The organism is Marinobacter salexigens (genome assembly GCF_002806945.1).
Classification (GTDB): Bacteria; Pseudomonadota; Gammaproteobacteria; order Pseudomonadales; family Oleiphilaceae; genus Marinobacter; species Marinobacter salexigens.
The window spans coordinates 23,848-42,697 of the sequence record NZ_NIHC01000003.1; the positions used below are offsets into that span (position 1 = coordinate 23,848).

Sequence of the window (18,850 nt, forward strand, 5' to 3'; positions counted from 1 at the left end):
TTCAGTGCAATGACAACGACCGACGCTCGCCGACCTGCTCCGGCTCTATTGCAGTATCAAGCCTGCCAAAATGGCTCAGTACAAACGTCGCCAAGGCCGCCAGCTCCTGGTCATTATAGATAGCGCCGAAATCGGGCATTCTATGATTCACCGGCAACGACGATGCAGGGTTCCCCTCCAGCAATATGCCTAGCAGATTAGAAGCACGAGGGTCGCTTACTGTCTTCAGACCCGACAGCGTAGCTGTGGGGCTCTGATTACCTCGCCCATCCCACTGGTGGCAACTAACACAGGCATCGGCGAAGATTTTACTGCCCAGATCTTCATTCAACGGTGCTCCCGCTAGTTTCGGCTTCACGGCGGGCCTCGGTACCCCAACAGCTTTGGGGTCGGTTGCTTTTAGATAAGTAGCTATGGCCCTGAGATCACTCTCACTCAGGTGTCTCAGGCTATATTCAACCACCTCGGCCATTGGTCCCCCAGCTACGCCATGACCTTCTGCATACCCCTCACTGAAATAGGATACCAACTGATCTTCTGACCACTGGCCAATCCCGTGCGAATCACTTGAGGTAATGTTATAGGCTCGCCAGCCCCCAATATCGGCACCAGCAAACAGCTCGCTGGACTGCGTCGCCTGAAAAATATTTCTCGGGGTATGACATTCGCCGCAATGCCCGGGCCCATTCACCAGGTAGGCACCGCGATTCCAGGCCTCGCTTTGATCAAGGTCAGGCTGGAAGCGCTTGTCATCCAAGAAGACAAAATTCCAAAGGTACATTCCCCAGCGCTGATTGAAAGGAAAGCCAATATCGTTCTCCCTCGCTGGTTGGTGCACCGGTTCCAGACTGAACAAATACGCCTTGATTGCAAGAATATCTTCCCTTGGCATTTTGGTGTACGAGGTATATGGGAAAGCGGGGTAGTAATGCTCACCCTCTCGGCTTATCCCCTCCTGCAACGCCCTGACGAACTCGTCATCTGTCCAGTCTCCAATACCCGTTTCAGCATCTGGCGTAATGTTCGGGGTGTAGAGCGTCCCGAACGGCAATTCAAAAGCAAGCCCTCCGGCGAACGGCTTTTCGCCCGGAGCCGTGTGGCAAGCCACACAATCCGCAGCGGTTGCCAGGTATTCGCCTTCGGCGACTAACGCCTTGTCGCTGCTAACTGCCATAACATCAACACACACCAGAAGGTACGCGAGCAGGCCAAAAATAATCTTTCTCACAACGCCCTCCTTATGCAATAAAATAGCCCGAACGAACAAGCGGTAGACGGCGAACCCGATCTCCGAATGTCGCGTTGACCGCGTTAAGCAAAGCAGGCCCTATTAGCGCGGTACCAGCTTCTCCCACCCCTCCCGGCGCTTCAGCGCTGGGTACTATATGCACTTCTACAGGCGGTGCCTCGCTGATGCGCAACTGGCGGTATGCATGGAAGTTTTCTTGCTGCACCTGACCGCCTTTAATATCAATTTCATTAAACAGCGCTGCTGACAACCCAAACAAGGTGCCGCCCTCCATTTGCGCTTTCACCGAGGTCGGATTCGTCACCAGTCCGCAATCAACGACGGTGACCAAACGCTCGATTCTGACGCCCTTTTCTCCAATGGCGGATAGCTCAACCATCGTAACCACAATGCTGCCGAACACTTCCCCGACAGCCAGCCCTCGACCGCGACCACGGGGCACCGGGCTATCCCACGCAACCTTGCTGGCCAGCAGATCCAATGCCGTCAGCACCCTGGGCTTGTGGGCCAACAAGGTTTTTCGGTAGCTCAGTGGATCTTTTCCGGCGTTATGAGCTAACTCATCAACAAAACACTCAATGGCAAAAGTGCTGCGCAGAACACCAACACCTCGCCACCAGGAAACGGGCACCACTTCAGGCTCTTCACGAATGAAGTGGACCTTCAGGCTGTCCAGTTTGTAGATGGGGTCAACGGCCACTTCTACGGCGTCAGGGTCGACACCGCTGGCCGGGAGGCTCCCCACATAACGGGCAAATATAGATCCCCCTGCAATGCGGTGCTGCCAACCAACCGGAAACCCTTCGCCGTTAACAGCAGCGGTCATCCGATCGGCATACTGTGGGCGGTAGAGGTCGTGGGTCATGTCCTCTTCCCGGCTCCAGGTCAGCTTGACTGGATAGCTAACTTTGCTCGCGATCCGCACCGCCTGGGTAATAAAGTCAAAATCCAGGCGCCGCCCAAAAGCTCCCCCGATCCATTGGTTATGCACTTTGACTTGCTCGGGTTTCAAGCCTGTTACTGCTGCTGCGGTTTGCTGCGCAAATCCAGGCACTTGCGTTCCTACCCAGAGATCGCATCCGTCATCCCGCACATGCACCACACAACTCATTGGCTCTAACGGTGAGCGGGACAGAAAAGGCTGTTCATAAACGGCCTCAAACTTCGAGCTCGCCGCTTGAAGCGATGCGTCTATAGCCCCTTTCTCAGTGGCAACTACACCATCCCGCTGAATTGCATCCTGAAGTTTCTGATCGACCACAGCGGAGTCGATCTTGCTGTTGGCTCCATAGTCCCATTCAATATTCAATGCCTTGAGGCCCTGAAAGCAGGCCCAGGTGTTGGTCGCTGTTACCGCAACCACATCCTCGAGGATCACAATATCTCTCACTCCAGGCACACGTCGGGCGGCTTTGTCATCGACCTGCCGCACCTTCCCACCATAAACGGGACAGGCCCGTGCCGACGTTATCAACATGCCCGGCATATCCAGATCGATGGTGAATTTTGCCTGACCATTCACTTTGGTCGGTGTATCCAGACGTGTGGCCGGGGTGCCGATCAGATGAAAATCTTCCGGTCGCTTCAAGATCACATCGTCGGGTAAAGCGTAGGTCGCGGCGAGATCAACCAGGTCGCCATAGCTGATTTTCTGCCCAGTCGGGCCAAAAACCTTGCCGTCCCGTGCATGACACAGGTTGGAATCCGTTTCCCAAACCGAGGCTGCTGCTCGAACCAACAGCATTCGAGCAGTAGCACCGGCCCGTCGCAACGGTTCCCATGTGTAACGCGTTGACGTAGAACCACCGGTCGCCTGGAACTGAAGCAAAGCGTCGGTGTACAGTTCCGCGTTGGGTGGAGCTTCCTGTATGTCTATCTGATCCAGACCGACTTCCAGCTCTTCTGCCACCATCATGGCAATGCCCGTCTGGATGCCTTGCCCCATCTCGGCCTTGGGCGAAATCAACGCGACGCGACCGTCATGCCCAACACGGACAAAAGCGCCGAATCCATCGGCCAAAGAATCCCCGAGCGAAGCCTTTCCCTGTGCAACCGCCTCTGCCGCGGCACTTTTAGGCGCCATTGGCGGTAACCAGGCGCCAACCACCAACCCGCCCAAAGCTGCACTAATACCTTTCAGAAAACGTCTCCGGGAAGCCATCTCAAGTTTCACCTGCTGATCCTTCATGGCTGCCATACTCCCACGCTTTCACTCACATCTTTGATTGCTTCCCGAATACGCGTATACGTTGCACATCGGCAGAGGTTGCCTGCCATCGCAAGATCGATCGCATGATCATTGATTGATGTCTGGTCGTTCAGCAAAGCCAAAGCCGACATGATCTGGCCTGACTGGCAATACCCGCACTGCGCCACCTCATGGTCCAACCAAGCGCGCTGCACCTTTCGAGCCAAGGGCTTTTCAGAAATACCTTCAATCGTTGTTATTTCTTGCCCTGCAACACTTTGAACCGGCAACACACAAGAGCGGACAGGTTTCCCGTCCATATGAACCGTGCACGCGCCACACTGGGCGATACCACATCCGAACTTAGTGCCAGTGAGCTTCAAAATATCCCGTATTACCCAGAGCAGCGGCATGTCCCCGGGCACATCCACCTGATGCGTTGTACCATTTACATTCAATGTCAACATTGTGGCCGTCTCCTCGCCCGTATTCCCTTCACTGGCACGCTCTCCTTTCTAACGTTGAACTCATCCGGCCTGGCAGTCCGGAGCAAAAATTGAATATCGAGCATTCCGCGAAATACTCGAGCTAAATAGCGATATCGTTAAACTGTTGTCATGCTAACAGAAATTAGACCGGTCGTATATTAGAAAACGGTACGTTCACAGTACGTTCGATGTTGTCGTCGCCAAGAGCAGACAGACCTATAGCAATGACAAGAGCATCAGCAAGCCAAAGAACAACGCGAGAATACCGATAATCGGGCTAAAGCTCTGAATCTCTTGTTGCTGGCTGAAAAGGCTTCGCTTGAGGGCCTTATAGAAGCGCTTAGGTGTGTAAAGGTTTTTCTTGTAATGCGTTCGATAGTAATTCCGCAATCCTCCCGGCATTCTCTTGCGGTCAAACCGATACCAAAGCTTTAACACACCGAGCAGGTCTTTTTTACGAGCCCAATTCTTTGACATTATCGGGAGGTGCTTGAGCAAAACAGCTGAGCCAAAATCAATAATCTTCGGCTCCCCTGACGGAGTCATCAAAATGTTGCCGGAATTACCAAGATCAAGGTGGACCATTCCAGTTTGATGAAGTTGCTGCACTGCAGCGTAAAGCTTTACAAAAAATTCCTTTGGAATCTCGCCGTTTTCCTGGAGCTCCTTCAATGAAAAACCTTTGAGGTACTGATAACAAACTCCACCACCACCGTTGGCGTTCCAACGTACCTGATTTGGCGTAAATACTAACTCCTCAGCCTTTTTGAGCATTTTATATTCATGACGGGCCAACAATCGAAAACAATAACTGAGCGGGAAAAACAACAAGGGATAGGTTTTCATAATCCTTTTCTCACCGCACTGGTCTACGGTGACTACGGTAGCCGGCTTGTGCCAGCGCTTTGAGCCAGAAGTACCGTGAGCATGCACATCCAGACAATCCAATGAGTTGCCTTTATCAAAGCTCATTGCTTGATCCTTACCAATCATTTTATATCACCCCGTCATCTCGATGACTCCGAGCAGAAATTATTGCGAGGAATTGAGAGCCTGAATAATTCTGTAGCGATATTCGCGATATCACTATGAATGATGGGGTCCAGCGAAAAGACCAAAGTTATCGCGCAGCCGGGATAATGTTCCCGAAATACTGAAAGTGAGCCCCCTATCAAGGAGGCTCCTCTCATCCAGCAGTTCCTTAGCCTGTCACCCTCTCTGGTGTTCTGGGCTCCGAGGCAGCCTGCGAGTCGTAGGTGGGATAATCGATATATCCCTTGTCAGTTCCACCGTACATGGTTGTGGGGTCAACCTCGTTCCAGGGCAGCCCTTGCCGTATCCGATACGGCAAATCCGGGTTGGCAATAAACGGCTTTCCAAAAGCGAAAAGGTCGCCGTATCCTGCATCAAGCATACGAAGTGCTTTTTCCGGAGTGTAGCGGCCCGCATAAATCAAAATGCCACTAAAGGATTCCCTGAGTGCACTGCAGAAGCTTTCCGGCAGTCTTGGCGCATCATCCCAATCGGCCTCAGCAATTGAAATGTAGGCAACACCCATCCGATCCAACACCCTTGCGGCCTCCAGATAGGTTTCGTGAGGGTCCGATTCAACCAGCCCAAGATAGACGCGCTCCTCTTCCGTGCTCTCAAACAAGGGAGCAAATCTCACTCCCAGGCGCTCGGCCCCCACCTCCTCTGAGATTGCGGCCACAACTTCCTCCAGGAAACGCAACCGGTTCCGCAAACTGCCGCCGTATTGATCGGTCCGGTGGTTGGTATGCTCTGAAATGAACTGATTCACCAGGTAGCCATTCGCGCTGTGTATTTCTACGCCATCAAACCCGGCATCAATGGCATTACGAGCGGCGCGAGCGTATAGCTTTACAAGCTGCTGAACTTCCTCGGTTGTAAGTGCTCGAGGCTCATCGGGATCAGCTAGCGCACCTTCCCCGGGCGCTGTTTCTACGAACACTTTCACACCTTCAGCACGAATGGCGGAGGGCGCCACCGGCGCCTGCCCGTCTGGCTGAAGAGAACGGTGAGAAACTCGCCCTACATGCCACAACTGACAAAAGATCTTGCCACCTTCCCGATGAACCGCATCGGTTACTTTTCTCCAACCTTCAATCTGTTCTGCCGTGAAAATTCCTGGCGTCCACGCGTAACCCTGACCTCTAGGATCTATCTGCGTGCCTTCTGTGACCATAAAGCCAGCTGAAGCCCGCTGCGCATAGTAGTCAGCCATCAGTTCGTTCGGAATATTTCCTGGCTGAGAGCTTCTTGAGCGCGTGAGAGGTGGCAGGACAATACGGTTTTTCAGTTCAAGCGAACCCAGACTCAAGGGCTCAAAAAGAGGACTTACATTCATAACGCTATTTCCTTTAAATAAAGTTTTCATACCGGAGCAAGCAGTGCTCCGTTGCATTAAAAGAGGCCCGGACCGGACTCATTCAGGCTGATAATGATATTTTTCTTCTCGGTGTAACTATCCAGCACCATTTTGTGGGTCTCCCGACCAATACCGGATTTTTTGTATCCACCAAAAGGCGCATGTGCAGGCAGTTCGTGATAGGTATTCACCCATACCCGTCCTGTTTTGATAGCGCGAGCAATGTTGAGAGCACGATTGATATCCTGCGTCCAAACTGCGCCTGCCAAGCCGTACTCAGACTCATTGGCCAGCTCAATCACCTCGTCATCATCTTCGAACGACATAACCACCAAGACAGGACCGAAAATTTCCTCTTGTGCCACCCGCATTTGAGCTCGCGCGTTCACCTGGTATCGAGTCATGACAAAAGCGATCTTACGGTGGCATACTTACAAGTAGAAACAGTAATTATTGGTTACAACTACAAATATGAATGGTATTAGTCGGATCGACTTAAAACAGCTAAGGGTTTTTAAAGCACTCTTAAAAGAGCGAAACGTGACACGTGCCGCCGCCCAGATGGGCCTCACCCAGCAAGCTGTAAGTGCTCAACTGAGCAAGCTTAGGGATACGTTTCAAGATCACTTGTTCCTGCGCTCCGCACAGGGCCTCATTCCCACGCCGCTCGCTGAACAGCTTGAGCCAAGAGTGAATGCAGTGTTCGAGAGTCTTGCGGCACTATCACCACCCGACAGGTTTGACCCTGCCGAAGTGCATACGACCTTTGTGATATCTGCGACGGATTATGCTGTAGCGGTTATATTGCCAAGATTGATGGCGAAGGTAAGAGCCCAAGCTCCGGGGTTAAAACTGATCATCAGGGACTTTGAAAGCGATCGACTGTATCCGCTTCTGACATCGGGAGACCTCGATCTTGCATTAACTTTTCCTGCGTTCGTCCCCGATGGTTGTCAAACGAAATGGTTGTTCTCCGAACACCACATCTGCGTAACAAGGAGTGATTCTCCGATGCAAAGCCGGCAATTCACCATTGGTGACATTGCCGATTTGCCCCAGATTATTGTCTCCCCGACAAGAGCAAACCTGATCGGTTCAGCGGATGACTGGTTTGCAAGCAAGGGCTACAGCCGAAACATTGTTATGTCGGTACCGAGCTTCGCCGCTGCGCCGGCCTGTATCGCCTCAACTGACTGCATAGCTTTCTTGCCCTCACGCATTCTTCCGAACCCACTTGTTCGTCCGATCCAGCTTGATGATTCACCGCCCTGCTTCGATGTCATTGCCGCATGGCACCCTCGCTCAAGCCAGGACCCGCTGCACAAGTGGATACTTTCACTTCTCCAACAGGAATTCCCGGCGCAACAGAGCGCTAACCAATAGGGGCGCCCGACGGTTACCACTCAACAACGATTTTGCCAAAGTGACTGCCGCTTTCCTGGAATTTGAACGCGTCTGACAAACGTTCCAGAGGGTAGCTGCAGTCGATCACGGGGCGAAGATTATTCTGTTCCAGTGCTGCAACGTATTCCTGCTGCTGGCGGCGACTGCCAACCACCAACCCTTGCAGGCGAGCCTGCTTCGCCATCAACAACGAAGTGGGCACCTCGCCACCGCGCCCTGTCAATACGCCAATCAATGCTACATTTCCACCGACGCGAACAGCCTGCAATGACTGCCCAAGCGTTCCGGGCCCACCAACCTCAACAACATGATCAACACCCCGCCCTTTGGTTAATGCGAGCACCTCGGCACCCCAATTCGGACTTGTCCGATAGTTAATAACATCGGTTGCACCAAGGGCCCGAGCCCGTTCAAGCTTCTTGTCAGAAGACGAGGTAATAATGACTCGCGCCCCCATGGCTCTGGCAATCTGCAAGGCCGCAATGGATACACCCCCGGTGCCGAGCAACAGCACGCTATCCCCTGCCTTGATTCCGCCCTCAACCACTAACGCCCGCCACGCTGTGAGGCCCGCTGTGGTGATCGTTGCCGCTTCGGAATGCCCCCAGCACGCAGGTGCATGGGTAAAATAGTGTGCTGGCCGCACCACATACTCAGTTGCGTAGCCGTCTATTCCATCACCTGGAGTTCCCCGGAAATTGCCTACATCATCAAATGCCCGACCGTCCTGCCATTGAGGGAAAAACCCAGACACAACGCTTTCGCCAACAGCGAATTCAGTCACGCCTTCACCAACAGCCTCGACCACTCCCGCACCGTCGGACATCAGAATCCGCCCATCGGCGGTTGGGATACTGCCATTAGCGACCAGTAAATCGTGGAAATTCAGGGAGGTTGCATGTATTGCCACACGTATTTGTCCCGGTCCGGGTTGGCCAGGGTCGGGCAGATCACTCAGCTCCAATTGATTCAGCCCACCCGGGGCCCGAAGAATAACCGCTCTCATAAGGATTCCTCTATTTTCATAAATAGACCGGTCGTCTATAGTTAGATTAAATTTTTTTCCGGCTAGCTCTTAATTCAACCCCAGCAACCCTTGTGTTGCCTCAAACGCAGACTCCAAGGGCTCACGGTTGCGTGTGATTTTCGCTCGCAGGCTTGCACCCAACCATAATTGATAGAGAGTTGACGCTGTCGTTTTTGCATCCAGGTGAGCAGGTAACGAGCCATCAGCAATGCCGTCCTCAACTGCCCGGGCAAGTCTTGCGATAACTCGGTCCGTTCCCTGTTGCAACACAATGCGCATGGTTTCGGATAAGTCGCTAACTTCGGCTGCAAGTTTTACTGCCAAACACTTACCTTTCGGGTCGCAGGCCGACTGAGTTTCCAGCCAAACTTTCCAATAACCGATCAATCGCTCTGCTCCGGACAAGCCCGGGCGCGAGAGTAGTGCCTCAAGAGAGACTTGGTAGTCCGAAAAATAGCTCTTGAGTAACTCCTCACCAAAGGCTTCTTTGGACCCAAAATAATGATAAAAAGACCCTTTGGGCACACCAGCAGTCTGCAGAATTTCACTCAATCCGACAGCACTGAACCCTTTGCCACTGATAATACACTGGCCGGTTTCCAGGATATGACTACGTACATCGTGAACATTAGCTTTTGATTCCATAAACAGATTCTAAGCCGGACTAGACCAATTGTCTAGACGAGAGACTCTGGTTGTGCGCGGAGACCTATGGAAAACAAACACTCGACCAGCTGCTTTTATTACGCTTGGCTGCCATATCGCAAGACGGCGATACATTATGATTAGACCGGTCGTATATGATGTGAGATAGTAATAATCTCACGTTTGAGTGGGTAGCCACCCGGCAAAACCGCCTCTTCACTCATCTCGCACAAATCTTCCGGAGTTATACATATGATCCTCGTTCATCACTTAAACGATTCGCGCTCACAGCGTATTCTCTGGTTGCTCGAAGAACTGGGCCTTGAGTACGACATTAAACGCTATGAGCGTGATTCGGTTACACATCTGGCGCCACCAGAGCTGTTGCGCATTCACCCACTGGGTAAGTCGCCGGTCATTGAAGACGGCAGTTTCATCATCCATGAATCCGGGGCAATTATTGATTATCTCATCAGAAAATATGCTGGAGACCTCCTGCACCCTACTCCTGAAAGCCGGGCGTATGAGCAATATGTGCAGTGGCTTCACTACGCTGAGGGATCGGCAATGCTTCCTCTGCTGTTAAAGGTTTATGTTGATCCTCTGGGAGATGGAGGTGCAGCTCTGCAGCCGCGCATAAACAGTGAACTCAATAATCATTTGGGTTTTGTAGAGGCTTCGCTGGAGGGTAAAACCTTTCTGCTAGACGAACTGTTCAGTGCCGCAGATATCCAGATGAGCTTTGTTGGGGAGATTGCAGGCTCGTTTGGCCTATTACACCAACGTCCTAACCTGACAGCTTGGATCAAGCGGCTCCAAGCCCGCCCAGCATACCAATCTGCCTTAACAAGAGGTGGCACCTACCGTTTAGCCGACTAGTATAAAACCTGTAGGCTCGATTGAGGTGTTTAGTGTGAATGGCAGATCCATTAAACACCTCAATCAACGCCTTCCTCGTTATTCAGGATAACCCTGCAGTCAGCCTTACCGACATTATTCCCAGTGCTTTATTAATTCACCGTCTCCGGATAGTCATCCACGGCAGGGACCTTCGCTCGCTGAATAACGGCATAAAATACCGGCGTAAAGAGCAGCCCGAAAACCGTCACACCAATCATTCCGGAAAACACTGCAATACCCATGGCGTGACGCATCTCTGCTCCGGCGCCCGTGCTCAAAACAAGTGGAACCACACCGGCAGTGAAGGCAATTGACGTCATCAAAATGGGCCGTAACCGCAAACGACACGCCTCCACAATTGCCTCATAATGCCTTTTCCCCTGAAGATTCAGATCTCTAGCAAACTCCACCATAAGTATTGCGTTTTTACTTGCCAAACCAACAAGAACGATCAGGCCAACCTGCGTAAAGATATTATTGTCACCCGACACCAACCAAACTCCAGCAAGTGCAGAGAGCAACGTCATCGGCACAATCAAAATGATGGCGAAAGGCAATCTCAAACTTTCGTACTGGGCTGCCAACACGATGAATACCAAAAGAATCACCAGCGGGAATACGTACACCATCGTGTTACCTGCCAATACTTGCTGATACGTCACGTCCGTCCACTCGAACGCTATACCCTCAGGCAGGCTTCGCGCCAACACATCCTCAATGGCAGTCTGCGCTTGGTCAGAACTATATCCGGGGGCAGGTGAACCGTTTAATTCAGCCGTCGGATAGCCATTGTAGCGCATTACCCGATCAGGCCCTGTCGTGGCGTTTACAGTCATAACAGCAGACAACGGAATCATCTGCCCCTGCCGATTACGCACCTTCAAGTTCAATATATGCTCGGGGTCTAAACGTTTCTCGGCTTCTGCCTGGGCAATAACCTGATAGGTACTGCCGAACAAGTTCACATCATTCACATAGACCGATCCAAGATAGACCTGCAGCGTATCGAACAATGACTCAACCGGAATCCCCAGCAGCATCGCTTGCTCACGATCAACCTCAAGATCAAACTGAGGCACTTGCACTCTAAAACTTGAATACAATCCCATCAGCGCAGGGTGCTTCCGCGCCTCATTCAAACTACTTTCGAGCGCGGCGAATAACGCTTCAAAGCCCTTATTCGCTCTATCTTCAATCTGCAGTTTGAAGCCACCCGTGGTGCCGAGACCGAGAATGGGTGGTGGCGGGAAAACAGCGACGAAGCCCTCATCAATGCCCGCAAAAGCCGCATTCAGTTTCCCGGCAATTGCGCCGGCACTCAGTTTAGCCGTTTGACGCTCACTGAAGGCATCCAGCGGCAAGAAGACTATTCCGCTATTCGAGCTGTTGGTGAAACCGTTGATGGACAAACCCGGGAACGCGATGGTGTTAGCGACACCCTCAGTTTCCAAAGCAATCCTTTCCATCTCGCTCACTACCGCGGTAGTGCGATTCAGACTCGAGGCGTCCGGTAGTTGTGCTACCGCAACCAGATACTGCTTGTCTTGCTGAGGAATGAATCCGCCCGGCACAATGTTGAACAAATGACCGGATACCGCCGTCAACCCCACATAAAGCACGCCCACCAACACCGTGTATCGGATCAACTTTTTGATCAAAGCTTCATAGGCCTGCCCGGTTCGCTCAAAGAAACGGTTAAACGGTACGAAGATAAAACGCCCGAACAACCAGTTAATCCCCTTGGTCAGACGGTCCGGAGCGTCTTCATGGGACTTAAGCAGAAGCGCGGATAACGCCGGTGACAATGTGAGCGAATTAAGCGCAGAGATAACAGTCGAAATAGTAATCGTCAGAGCAAACTGCTTGTAGAACTGCCCCGACAGCCCGGTAATAAACGCTGTCGGAATGAACACCGCGCAGAGCACCAAGCCTATGGCGATAATCGGGCCTGTCACCTCGGTCATCGCCACCTTTGTGGCCTCCTTCGGCGACAGTCCTTTGGCAATGTTCCGCTCAACGTTTTCGACCACGACAATCGCATCATCCACTACGATGCCTATCGCCAGGACCAACCCAAACAGCGACAAGGTATTGATGGAAACACCAAACCACTGCATGACCGCAAAGGTACCCACTAACGACACCGGCACGGTCACCAGAGGAATGATGGATGCCCTCCAGGATTGGAGGAAGAGCACCACCACAACCACAACCAGAAGAATCGCTTCCATTAATGTGGTAATGACCGCGTCAATCGAGCCCCTGACAAACACGGTCGGGTCGTACGCTATCTCATAGGCAATGCCCTTGGGAAACGTCTTAGACAAACGCTCCATGGTTGCGCGCACACTGTCAGACAGCTCAATAGCGTTCGAGCCCGGACGCTGGAAGATAGGCATTGCAACCGCTGGCCTACCATCAAGCATCGCCTGAAGTGCGTAAGTGTTCTGGCCGAGCTCAACCCGGGCAACATCCGACAAGCGGCTAATGGCACCGTTGTCACCCACCTTCAGCACAATATCCCGGAATTCTTCCAAAGACGTCAGCCGCCCCCGAATATTCAGCAGCAACTGAAACTGGCTATCATCCGGCGCCGGTTCGGCGCCCAGTTGCCCCGCAGCTACCTGTCGGTTCTGCGCACGCACGGCCGCCACTACATCAGGTGCCGTTAAGCCGCGTGCTGCCAATTCATCAGGGCGCAGCCAAAGCCGCACCGCGTACTCTCCGCCGCCGAACACCCTTACGTCACCTACTCCGTCTAGCCGGGCAATCTGATCCTTTAGGTTCAACTCTGTAAAGTTCGCCAGGTAGGTTGTGTCACGATCGTCGTCGGGCGAATAAATGTGAACCACCATCGAAAGGTTCGGTGATGACTTTTCCGTCACCACACCTAGCCGCTGTACCTCCTCCGGCAAACGGGGCAGCGTGCTGCTAACGCGATTCTGGACTTGTACTTGCGCCTTGTCCAAATCGGTACCGAGCGCAAACGTTACTGTCAGCGTCATACGGCCATCCGCGGTTGCCTGTGAAGACATGTACAGCATGTTTTCCACGCCATTAATCTCTTCTTCCAGGGGCGAGGCTACGGTTTCAGAAATAACTTTAGGGTTTGCGCCTGGATAATTGGTCGTAACAACTACGGTTGGCGGAACCACCTCCGGGTATTCGCTGATGGGTAGCAGGAAAAGAGACAGCCCGCCGCCGATCAAAATGATCAACGACAGCATGCTTGCGAATATCGGGCGATCAATAAAAAAGTGGGGAAATTTCATAATGATGACCTCACGATCCAACGCTTGAGTGCTGTGCTGTAGCCTGCAACTGAGCCTCGTCCAGCAATACCGGGGTGATGGTCATATCAGGGCCCACTTTGGCGACACCGTTTGCAACCAAGGTATCCCCTGGCGAAAGCCCTTGTTCTATCACCCGAAGAGCGCCCAAACGCTCGCCTGTTTTCACCGGCGTGTACCGTGTTTCGCCGCTGTCGCTCACGGTCAGCACGAAACGACTGTTCAGATCGGTCGCTACTGCACGATCAGGAACAACAATTTTCTGCTCTGCCTCAGCTATAGAGACCTGAAGCCGCGCAAAAGCACCCGGCACAAGCGCCTCTCCAGAGCCTGCTATCAACGCCCTGAGACGAATCGTTCCGGTATCTATATTGATTGAGTTGTCTACAAAATCGATCTGGCCGACGTGCGGGAAGCTACCCTCCCCTGTCAATTGAATCCGAACAACAGAACCCAGCGCGCGTTCCCGAACACTAAAAAACCGGTACCACGTACGCTCATCCATATCGAAATACGCATACCTGTCCTGATTCGAAGTGATACTTGTGAGAACACTCTGGTTGGCAGATACCGTATTGCCGGCCGTAATATTGGCGCGTGAAACAACCCCGTTTATAGGGGACCTGATGATGGTGTAACTTAAATTTAACTCCGCTTCTCTGAGCTGCGCCCGTAAAGAAGAAACGATTGCACGTGCCTGCTGGCGATCAGACTCTCTCTCCTCCGCCAGTTCTTCCGAGATGGCTTTGCGAACCAGTAAGCGAGATGCCCGTCGTGACTCGTTTTCGGCCTGATCTAGTGCTGCCTGTGCGCGCGCAAGCTCAGATTGGAGCTGGCTTACCTTGGCCTCCAGTTGACGACCATCTAATTGAAAAAGTACATCGCCTTTAGTGACCTCCTCTCCCTCAACAAAAAGAACTCGATCAATAACGCCGGATATACGCGGGCGTAACATCACGTTTTCTGTGGCCTCAATACGCGTGGTGTATTTTTTTTGAGATTTAACCAACGTCTGGACAGCAGTGACAACCTCGACGGAAGGTGGCTGTGGTTCGCCTGGCGTATCTTGGCTTGAGCTGGCGTTCTCACAGCCAGACAGAATAAAACCCGCTAAAACCAGCACCGCAGATAGCCTTAAATTCATTGACTCATTCCTTTTGACTTTACTTTCGATAGGCGAGGCTATGGGACTAACCGAACTAACAATGGCGCGTCAGCCTGGGAGACCCAATAATGTGCGGGGGATTATGTTGAGAGGGAGCGGGGAGTAATAATTACTAGCCAATATTCAAGTTATCACCTTGGGTGATAATTTGTTCATCAGAAGGGAGATGCCTCATCAACCGGCCATGAGGGATGGCCAGTTGACAGGCGTCGAGGAGATCAGCATTTCGGGGATGCCATGATTTCGTGCCAACGCTGTTGAAGGAGCCGCTCGATGTGCCCCCTCATCCAGATCACGCCGGGATCACGATCATGACGTGCATGCCAGATCAGATAGAGGCTTGTGGGATCGACCTCAAATGGCAATTCCCCCATCCACAGACCATTTACAAAACCGCAATCCTGACTGATGAGTTCAGGTACAGCAGCAATCAGATTCGTTTCCCTGAGGACCTGAGGAACGATTGAAAAGTGGTTGACCGTTGTTGCAATCCGTCTACTCAGCCCTTTCTGGTCGAGATAGCTGTCTACGAAGCCATGCGCATCCCCAGACATAGTCACCAAAAGGTGGCGCGCTTCGAGAAATTCCTCCATAGTGATTTTTTTCCCCGCGAGCGGATGATCTTCACGCATGGCCAATACATAGCCACCCTGAAATAGCCAGGTGCTGCGAAGGCTGTGATCATGCTGGTTCAGCATACCAACAGCAAGATCAACATGGGCTTCACGCAAATTCTCATGGGTGCCCTCGGGGGTATATGGGACAGCATGAACATCTACGCCCGGCGCTTCTTCTTCCAGCAACTTAATTAGCGGGCGCCAGACCATTTCGACAATCATGTCCGTTACCGCCAGACGAAATTTTCTTTTCGACGTGCCGGGGTCAAACTGAGTGGCGCTAACGGCGTTGGTCAGTGCAAACATCGGCCCACCAACCTGATCCCAAAGGCTCAGGGCATATGATGTGGGCTCAATATTTCTACCTTTACGCACAAATACCGGGTCGTTCCAGATATGACGCATTCTGGAAATCGCATTTGACACAGCTGGCTGAGTCATTGCGAGCCGCTCGGCTGCCCGGGTAACAGAACGCTCTGTCATTATGGCATCAAAAATATAGAGCAATTGGAGCTCTTGAGTTTTCATCAAAACATACCTGAGTGAATGTGCTATCGCTCGCTAGTCTACTTGAGGGCACGCTTCTATCACCGTTAAAGATGACCTTTCACGAACGTGCGAAGCTGACTCAAACTGCTCGCCCCTGTTTGCTGGGCAAGAACACCTCCATCTCGAAAAAGTGCCAACGTCGGAATGCCCCGGATTCGCAGTTTCGCGGTAATTTCCGGGCTATCATCAACGTTTACTTTGGCAACGGTCAACTGTCCATCAAACTCGTCTGCAATTTCTTCCAGAAGGGGCGCGACGGTTTTACAGGGGCCACACCAAGGTGCCCAGAAATCAACCAATACCACCTGGTCACTCTTTAAGACGGCCTCGTCAAAACTAGCGTCAGTTACATGAATAACGTCAGTCACCTCAAATCCTCCCGTAATGTCATAACGTCTCTCTACTATGTGACCGACTTACCGGGGATACCAATTTCACGAACATATAAATTGTATTCACCTGCGTGATACCGACGAGAAGCCCTGCGATATAGTCCCTGTCTGTTTGGGTCGGGGGAAACTGTCGTTATCAGTAGAGATTGCAAGCGCCTGACATAACCTCAGGTGATATATCGCATACTGATTCCGAATTATTCACTCACGCTCCTAAACCACATACTTCCCTCCATCTGGTCTCGAGTCACTTATGACATCGGGATGTACATTTATTCATGTGAAGATTGGAGAAGAGAATTATGCGCAAGACTGCCCTGCTCACTATTGCATCCCTCGTGGCAATCACAGCCCTGCCTGTACAGGCATCTCTGGCAGACCGGAAATCAGACGAGGCAAGAGTAGAGCCAGCCGAACCGGCTCCATACAGCGGCCAAACTGTGATTCGAGGTGAAATACAGTCTGGAAGGCATCGTTAAACAAGAAGCGTTTGATTTTTTGCGAGGCACCAAGGATGGTGCGTTTTCAAAGCCCCCCAAGTTGATCAGGCGGGACAGAACAGAATACGACGACCAGATCAGCGCACAACTGAATACCACGGCATAATCACGCCAAACAGCTTCCCAGATTAGATACACCGATCGCACAAACTGCCGGTGGCGGGCGAACGCTACACCCCAGAAGGCATGAAAGAAGGCAGTCTGCTGTTGGCTTATTCCACCGTCACGCTTTTTGCGAGATTTCTGGGTTGGTCCACATCTGTGCCTTTGAGCACAGCAACGTGATACGACAGCAACTGCAGCGGCACGGTATAAACAATCGGCGCGGTTATTTCGTGTACTTCGGGGAGCTGCACCACGTGGATATTATCTTCCGGCTTTATGTTCGCCGCACGATCCGCAAACACGAACAGTTCACCGCCCCTGGCGCGCACTTCTTCAAGGTTCGATTTCAGCTTCTCGGCCATATGGTTATTGGGGGCGACTGTAACAACTGGCATTTCACTATCTACCAATGCCAGCGGGCCGTGTTTGAGCTCACCAGCAGGGTAAGCTTCAGCATGAATATAGGAAATTTCTTTCAGCTTCAGGGCGCCTTCCATCGCTACCGGGAATTGGGAACCTCGGCCCAGGAACAGGGAGTGGTTTTTATCCATGAAGCGCATGGAGATGTCTGCGATTTCGCTTTCCAGTGCCAGCACATCGTTAACCTGGCCAGGCACGAGGTGAAGCGCCTTGACGATCTCGGCTTCCCGATCTTCACTCAATCCGTTCTTGCGCGCCAATGCCAGGGTAAAGATAAGCAATGCTGTGAGCTGGGTGGTAAATGCTTTAGTGGAAGCTACGCCAATTTCCGGGCCAGCCTGGGTCATGATCACCAGGTCGGATTCCCGTACCAGCGTGCTCCCTGGCACGTTGCAGATTGCCAAAGCAGCGCGAAATCCTGCTTTTTTGGCCTGACGCAGGGCGGCGAGAGTGTCTGCGGTTTCGCCAGACTGTGAGATGCACAAAAACAGCGTGTCTTTCTGGATCACATGCTTGCGATAGCGAAACTCGGAGGCGACTTCTACAGAGCAGGGTACACCGGCCAGATCTTCAATCCAGTAGCGAGCCACCATACCAGCGTGGTAACTGGTGCCACAGGCAATGATCTGCACGTGGCGGACATCTTGTAGCAGGTTACCAGCCTCGGTTCCCAGCGCCTGCTCAAGTACATGGTCCCCAGTTACACGGCCTTCCATAGTGGCCTTGATAACTCTGGGCTGCTCATGAATCTCTTTGAGCATGTAGTGGCGGTATTCACCTTTGTCTGCAGAGTCTGCGCTGTGTTCGAAGCGGTTGATTTTACGTTCAACAGGCGCACCCTCACGGTTATGAATCTCGATGCTGTCCTTGCGGATATCGGCAAGATCGCCTTCTTCGAGAAACATGAAGCGGTCGGTCACGGGCAGCAATGCAAGCTGGTCGGAGGCTATAAAATTTTCGCCAATACCGACGCCAACAACCAGCGGGCTACCTTCACGGCAAACCACCATGTGGTCGGGTTCGTCAGCATGTACCACGGCCAGCGCATAAGCACCCCGCAGGCGGGTAACGGAGGTTTTCACTGCTTCGTACAGCTTGCCCAGCTCGCGGTAGTTCTTTTCTATCAAATGCACAACAACTTCTGTGTCGGTCTCCGAGGTAAACTCGTAGCCATCGGCCTTGAGCTCTTCCCGTAATTCCTGGTAGTTCTCGATGATACCGTTGTGCACTATGGCCAGGCGGTTGCCAGACATGTGTGGGTGAGCATTAAGCTGTGACGGCTCACCATGGGTTGCCCAGCGAGTGTGAGCAATGCCCAGATAGCCGGAGAGCGGGTTGGCTTCAATGGCAGCCGCAAGTGACGCTACCTTGCCCACTTCCCGGGCGCGCTGAACAGCGCTCTTGCCGTCCAATACGGCCATACCGGCAGAATCATATCCCCGGTATTCCAAGCGGCGCAGGCCCTCAAGAAGAATGCCCTGAACGTCCCGTTCCGAAACTGCACCTACAATGCCACACATGC

At 52.4% G+C, this 18,850-nt stretch carries 14 protein-coding genes and 1 pseudogene; 2 read left to right on the top strand and 13 right to left on the bottom strand.

What is annotated here, in order from left to right:
• Position 1: 1 nt before the first annotated feature.
• From CDH47_RS05150 to CDH47_RS05175, 6 genes and pseudogenes are all read right to left on the bottom strand, one after another.
• Positions 2 to 1,228 carry a c-type cytochrome gene (locus tag CDH47_RS05150; RefSeq protein WP_205077519.1) on the bottom strand — a complete coding sequence of 409 codons (1,227 nt, stop codon included), beginning with the start codon at positions 1,226 to 1,228 and terminating at the stop codon, positions 2 to 4.
• Between the two features lie 10 nt (positions 1,229 to 1,238).
• On the bottom strand, positions 1,239 to 3,437 hold the full coding sequence (locus CDH47_RS05155; protein WP_100639308.1) for a xanthine dehydrogenase family protein molybdopterin-binding subunit: 2,199 nt from the start codon (positions 3,435 to 3,437) through the stop codon (positions 1,239 to 1,241).
• Positions 3,434 to 3,904 (bottom strand): (2Fe-2S)-binding protein, encoded by a 471-nt coding sequence (locus CDH47_RS05160; RefSeq protein WP_100638805.1) that lies wholly within the window; start codon positions 3,902 to 3,904, stop codon positions 3,434 to 3,436. Before CDH47_RS05160 ends, CDH47_RS05155 begins: the two co-directional genes overlap by 4 nt.
• Before the next feature lie 237 nt (positions 3,905 to 4,141).
• Positions 4,142 to 4,918 (bottom strand): RIO1 family regulatory kinase/ATPase domain-containing protein, encoded by a 777-nt coding sequence (locus tag CDH47_RS05165; RefSeq protein ID WP_100638806.1) that lies wholly within the window; start codon positions 4,916 to 4,918, stop codon positions 4,142 to 4,144.
• Between the two features lie 208 nt (positions 4,919 to 5,126).
• Positions 5,127 to 6,293 carry an alkene reductase gene (locus tag CDH47_RS05170; RefSeq protein ID WP_100638807.1) on the bottom strand — a complete coding sequence of 389 codons (1,167 nt, stop codon included), beginning with the start codon at positions 6,291 to 6,293 and terminating at the stop codon, positions 5,127 to 5,129.
• A 56-nt stretch (positions 6,294 to 6,349) separates the two neighbouring features.
• Positions 6,350 to 6,688 (bottom strand): annotated as a pseudogene (locus CDH47_RS05175) (aldehyde dehydrogenase family protein); the annotation flags it as partial.
• Positions 6,689 to 6,785: 97 nt separating this feature from the next.
• Here CDH47_RS05175 and CDH47_RS05180 point away from each other — a divergent pair.
• Positions 6,786 to 7,697: a LysR family transcriptional regulator gene (locus CDH47_RS05180; RefSeq protein ID WP_100638809.1), complete on the top strand. Its 912-nt coding sequence runs from the start codon at positions 6,786 to 6,788 to the stop codon at positions 7,695 to 7,697.
• A 13-nt stretch (positions 7,698 to 7,710) separates the two neighbouring features.
• On the opposite strand, the gene CDH47_RS05185 is transcribed toward CDH47_RS05180, so the two are convergent.
• Both CDH47_RS05185 and CDH47_RS05190 read right to left on the bottom strand, forming a co-directional pair.
• Positions 7,711 to 8,724 (bottom strand): zinc-dependent alcohol dehydrogenase family protein, encoded by a 1,014-nt coding sequence (locus CDH47_RS05185; protein WP_100638810.1) that lies wholly within the window; start codon positions 8,722 to 8,724, stop codon positions 7,711 to 7,713.
• Positions 8,725 to 8,793: 69 nt separating this feature from the next.
• On the bottom strand, positions 8,794 to 9,390 hold the full coding sequence (locus CDH47_RS05190) for a TetR/AcrR family transcriptional regulator (protein WP_100638811.1): 597 nt from the start codon (positions 9,388 to 9,390) through the stop codon (positions 8,794 to 8,796).
• A gap of 252 nt (positions 9,391 to 9,642) precedes the next feature.
• Here CDH47_RS05190 and CDH47_RS05195 point away from each other — a divergent pair, with 252 nt between their 5' ends.
• The gene (locus tag CDH47_RS05195; protein WP_100638812.1) at positions 9,643 to 10,269 is read left to right on the top strand and encodes a glutathione S-transferase family protein; all 627 of its coding nucleotides are present in this window, start codon (positions 9,643 to 9,645) and stop codon (positions 10,267 to 10,269) included.
• Positions 10,270 to 10,400: 131 nt separating this feature from the next.
• Here CDH47_RS05195 and CDH47_RS05200 read toward each other — a convergent pair whose 3' ends face one another.
• From CDH47_RS05200 to glmS, 5 genes are all read right to left on the bottom strand, one after another.
• Positions 10,401 to 13,562: an efflux RND transporter permease subunit gene (locus CDH47_RS05200; RefSeq protein WP_100639309.1), complete on the bottom strand. Its 3,162-nt coding sequence runs from the start codon at positions 13,560 to 13,562 to the stop codon at positions 10,401 to 10,403.
• A 10-nt stretch (positions 13,563 to 13,572) separates the two neighbouring features.
• The gene (locus tag CDH47_RS05205) at positions 13,573 to 14,724 is read right to left on the bottom strand and encodes an efflux RND transporter periplasmic adaptor subunit (protein WP_100638813.1); all 1,152 of its coding nucleotides are present in this window, start codon (positions 14,722 to 14,724) and stop codon (positions 13,573 to 13,575) included.
• A 239-nt stretch (positions 14,725 to 14,963) separates the two neighbouring features.
• Positions 14,964 to 15,890: a LysR family transcriptional regulator gene (locus CDH47_RS05210; RefSeq protein ID WP_100638814.1), complete on the bottom strand. Its 927-nt coding sequence runs from the start codon at positions 15,888 to 15,890 to the stop codon at positions 14,964 to 14,966.
• 65 nt (positions 15,891 to 15,955) lie between these two features.
• On the bottom strand, positions 15,956 to 16,279 hold the full coding sequence (gene trxA / locus CDH47_RS05215) for a thioredoxin (RefSeq protein WP_100638815.1): 324 nt from the start codon (positions 16,277 to 16,279) through the stop codon (positions 15,956 to 15,958).
• Between the two features lie 736 nt (positions 16,280 to 17,015).
• Positions 17,016 to 18,848 carry a glutamine--fructose-6-phosphate transaminase (isomerizing) gene (glmS, locus tag CDH47_RS05220; RefSeq protein WP_100638816.1) on the bottom strand — a complete coding sequence of 611 codons (1,833 nt, stop codon included), beginning with the start codon at positions 18,846 to 18,848 and terminating at the stop codon, positions 17,016 to 17,018.
• Between the last annotated feature and the right edge of the window lie 2 nt (positions 18,849 to 18,850).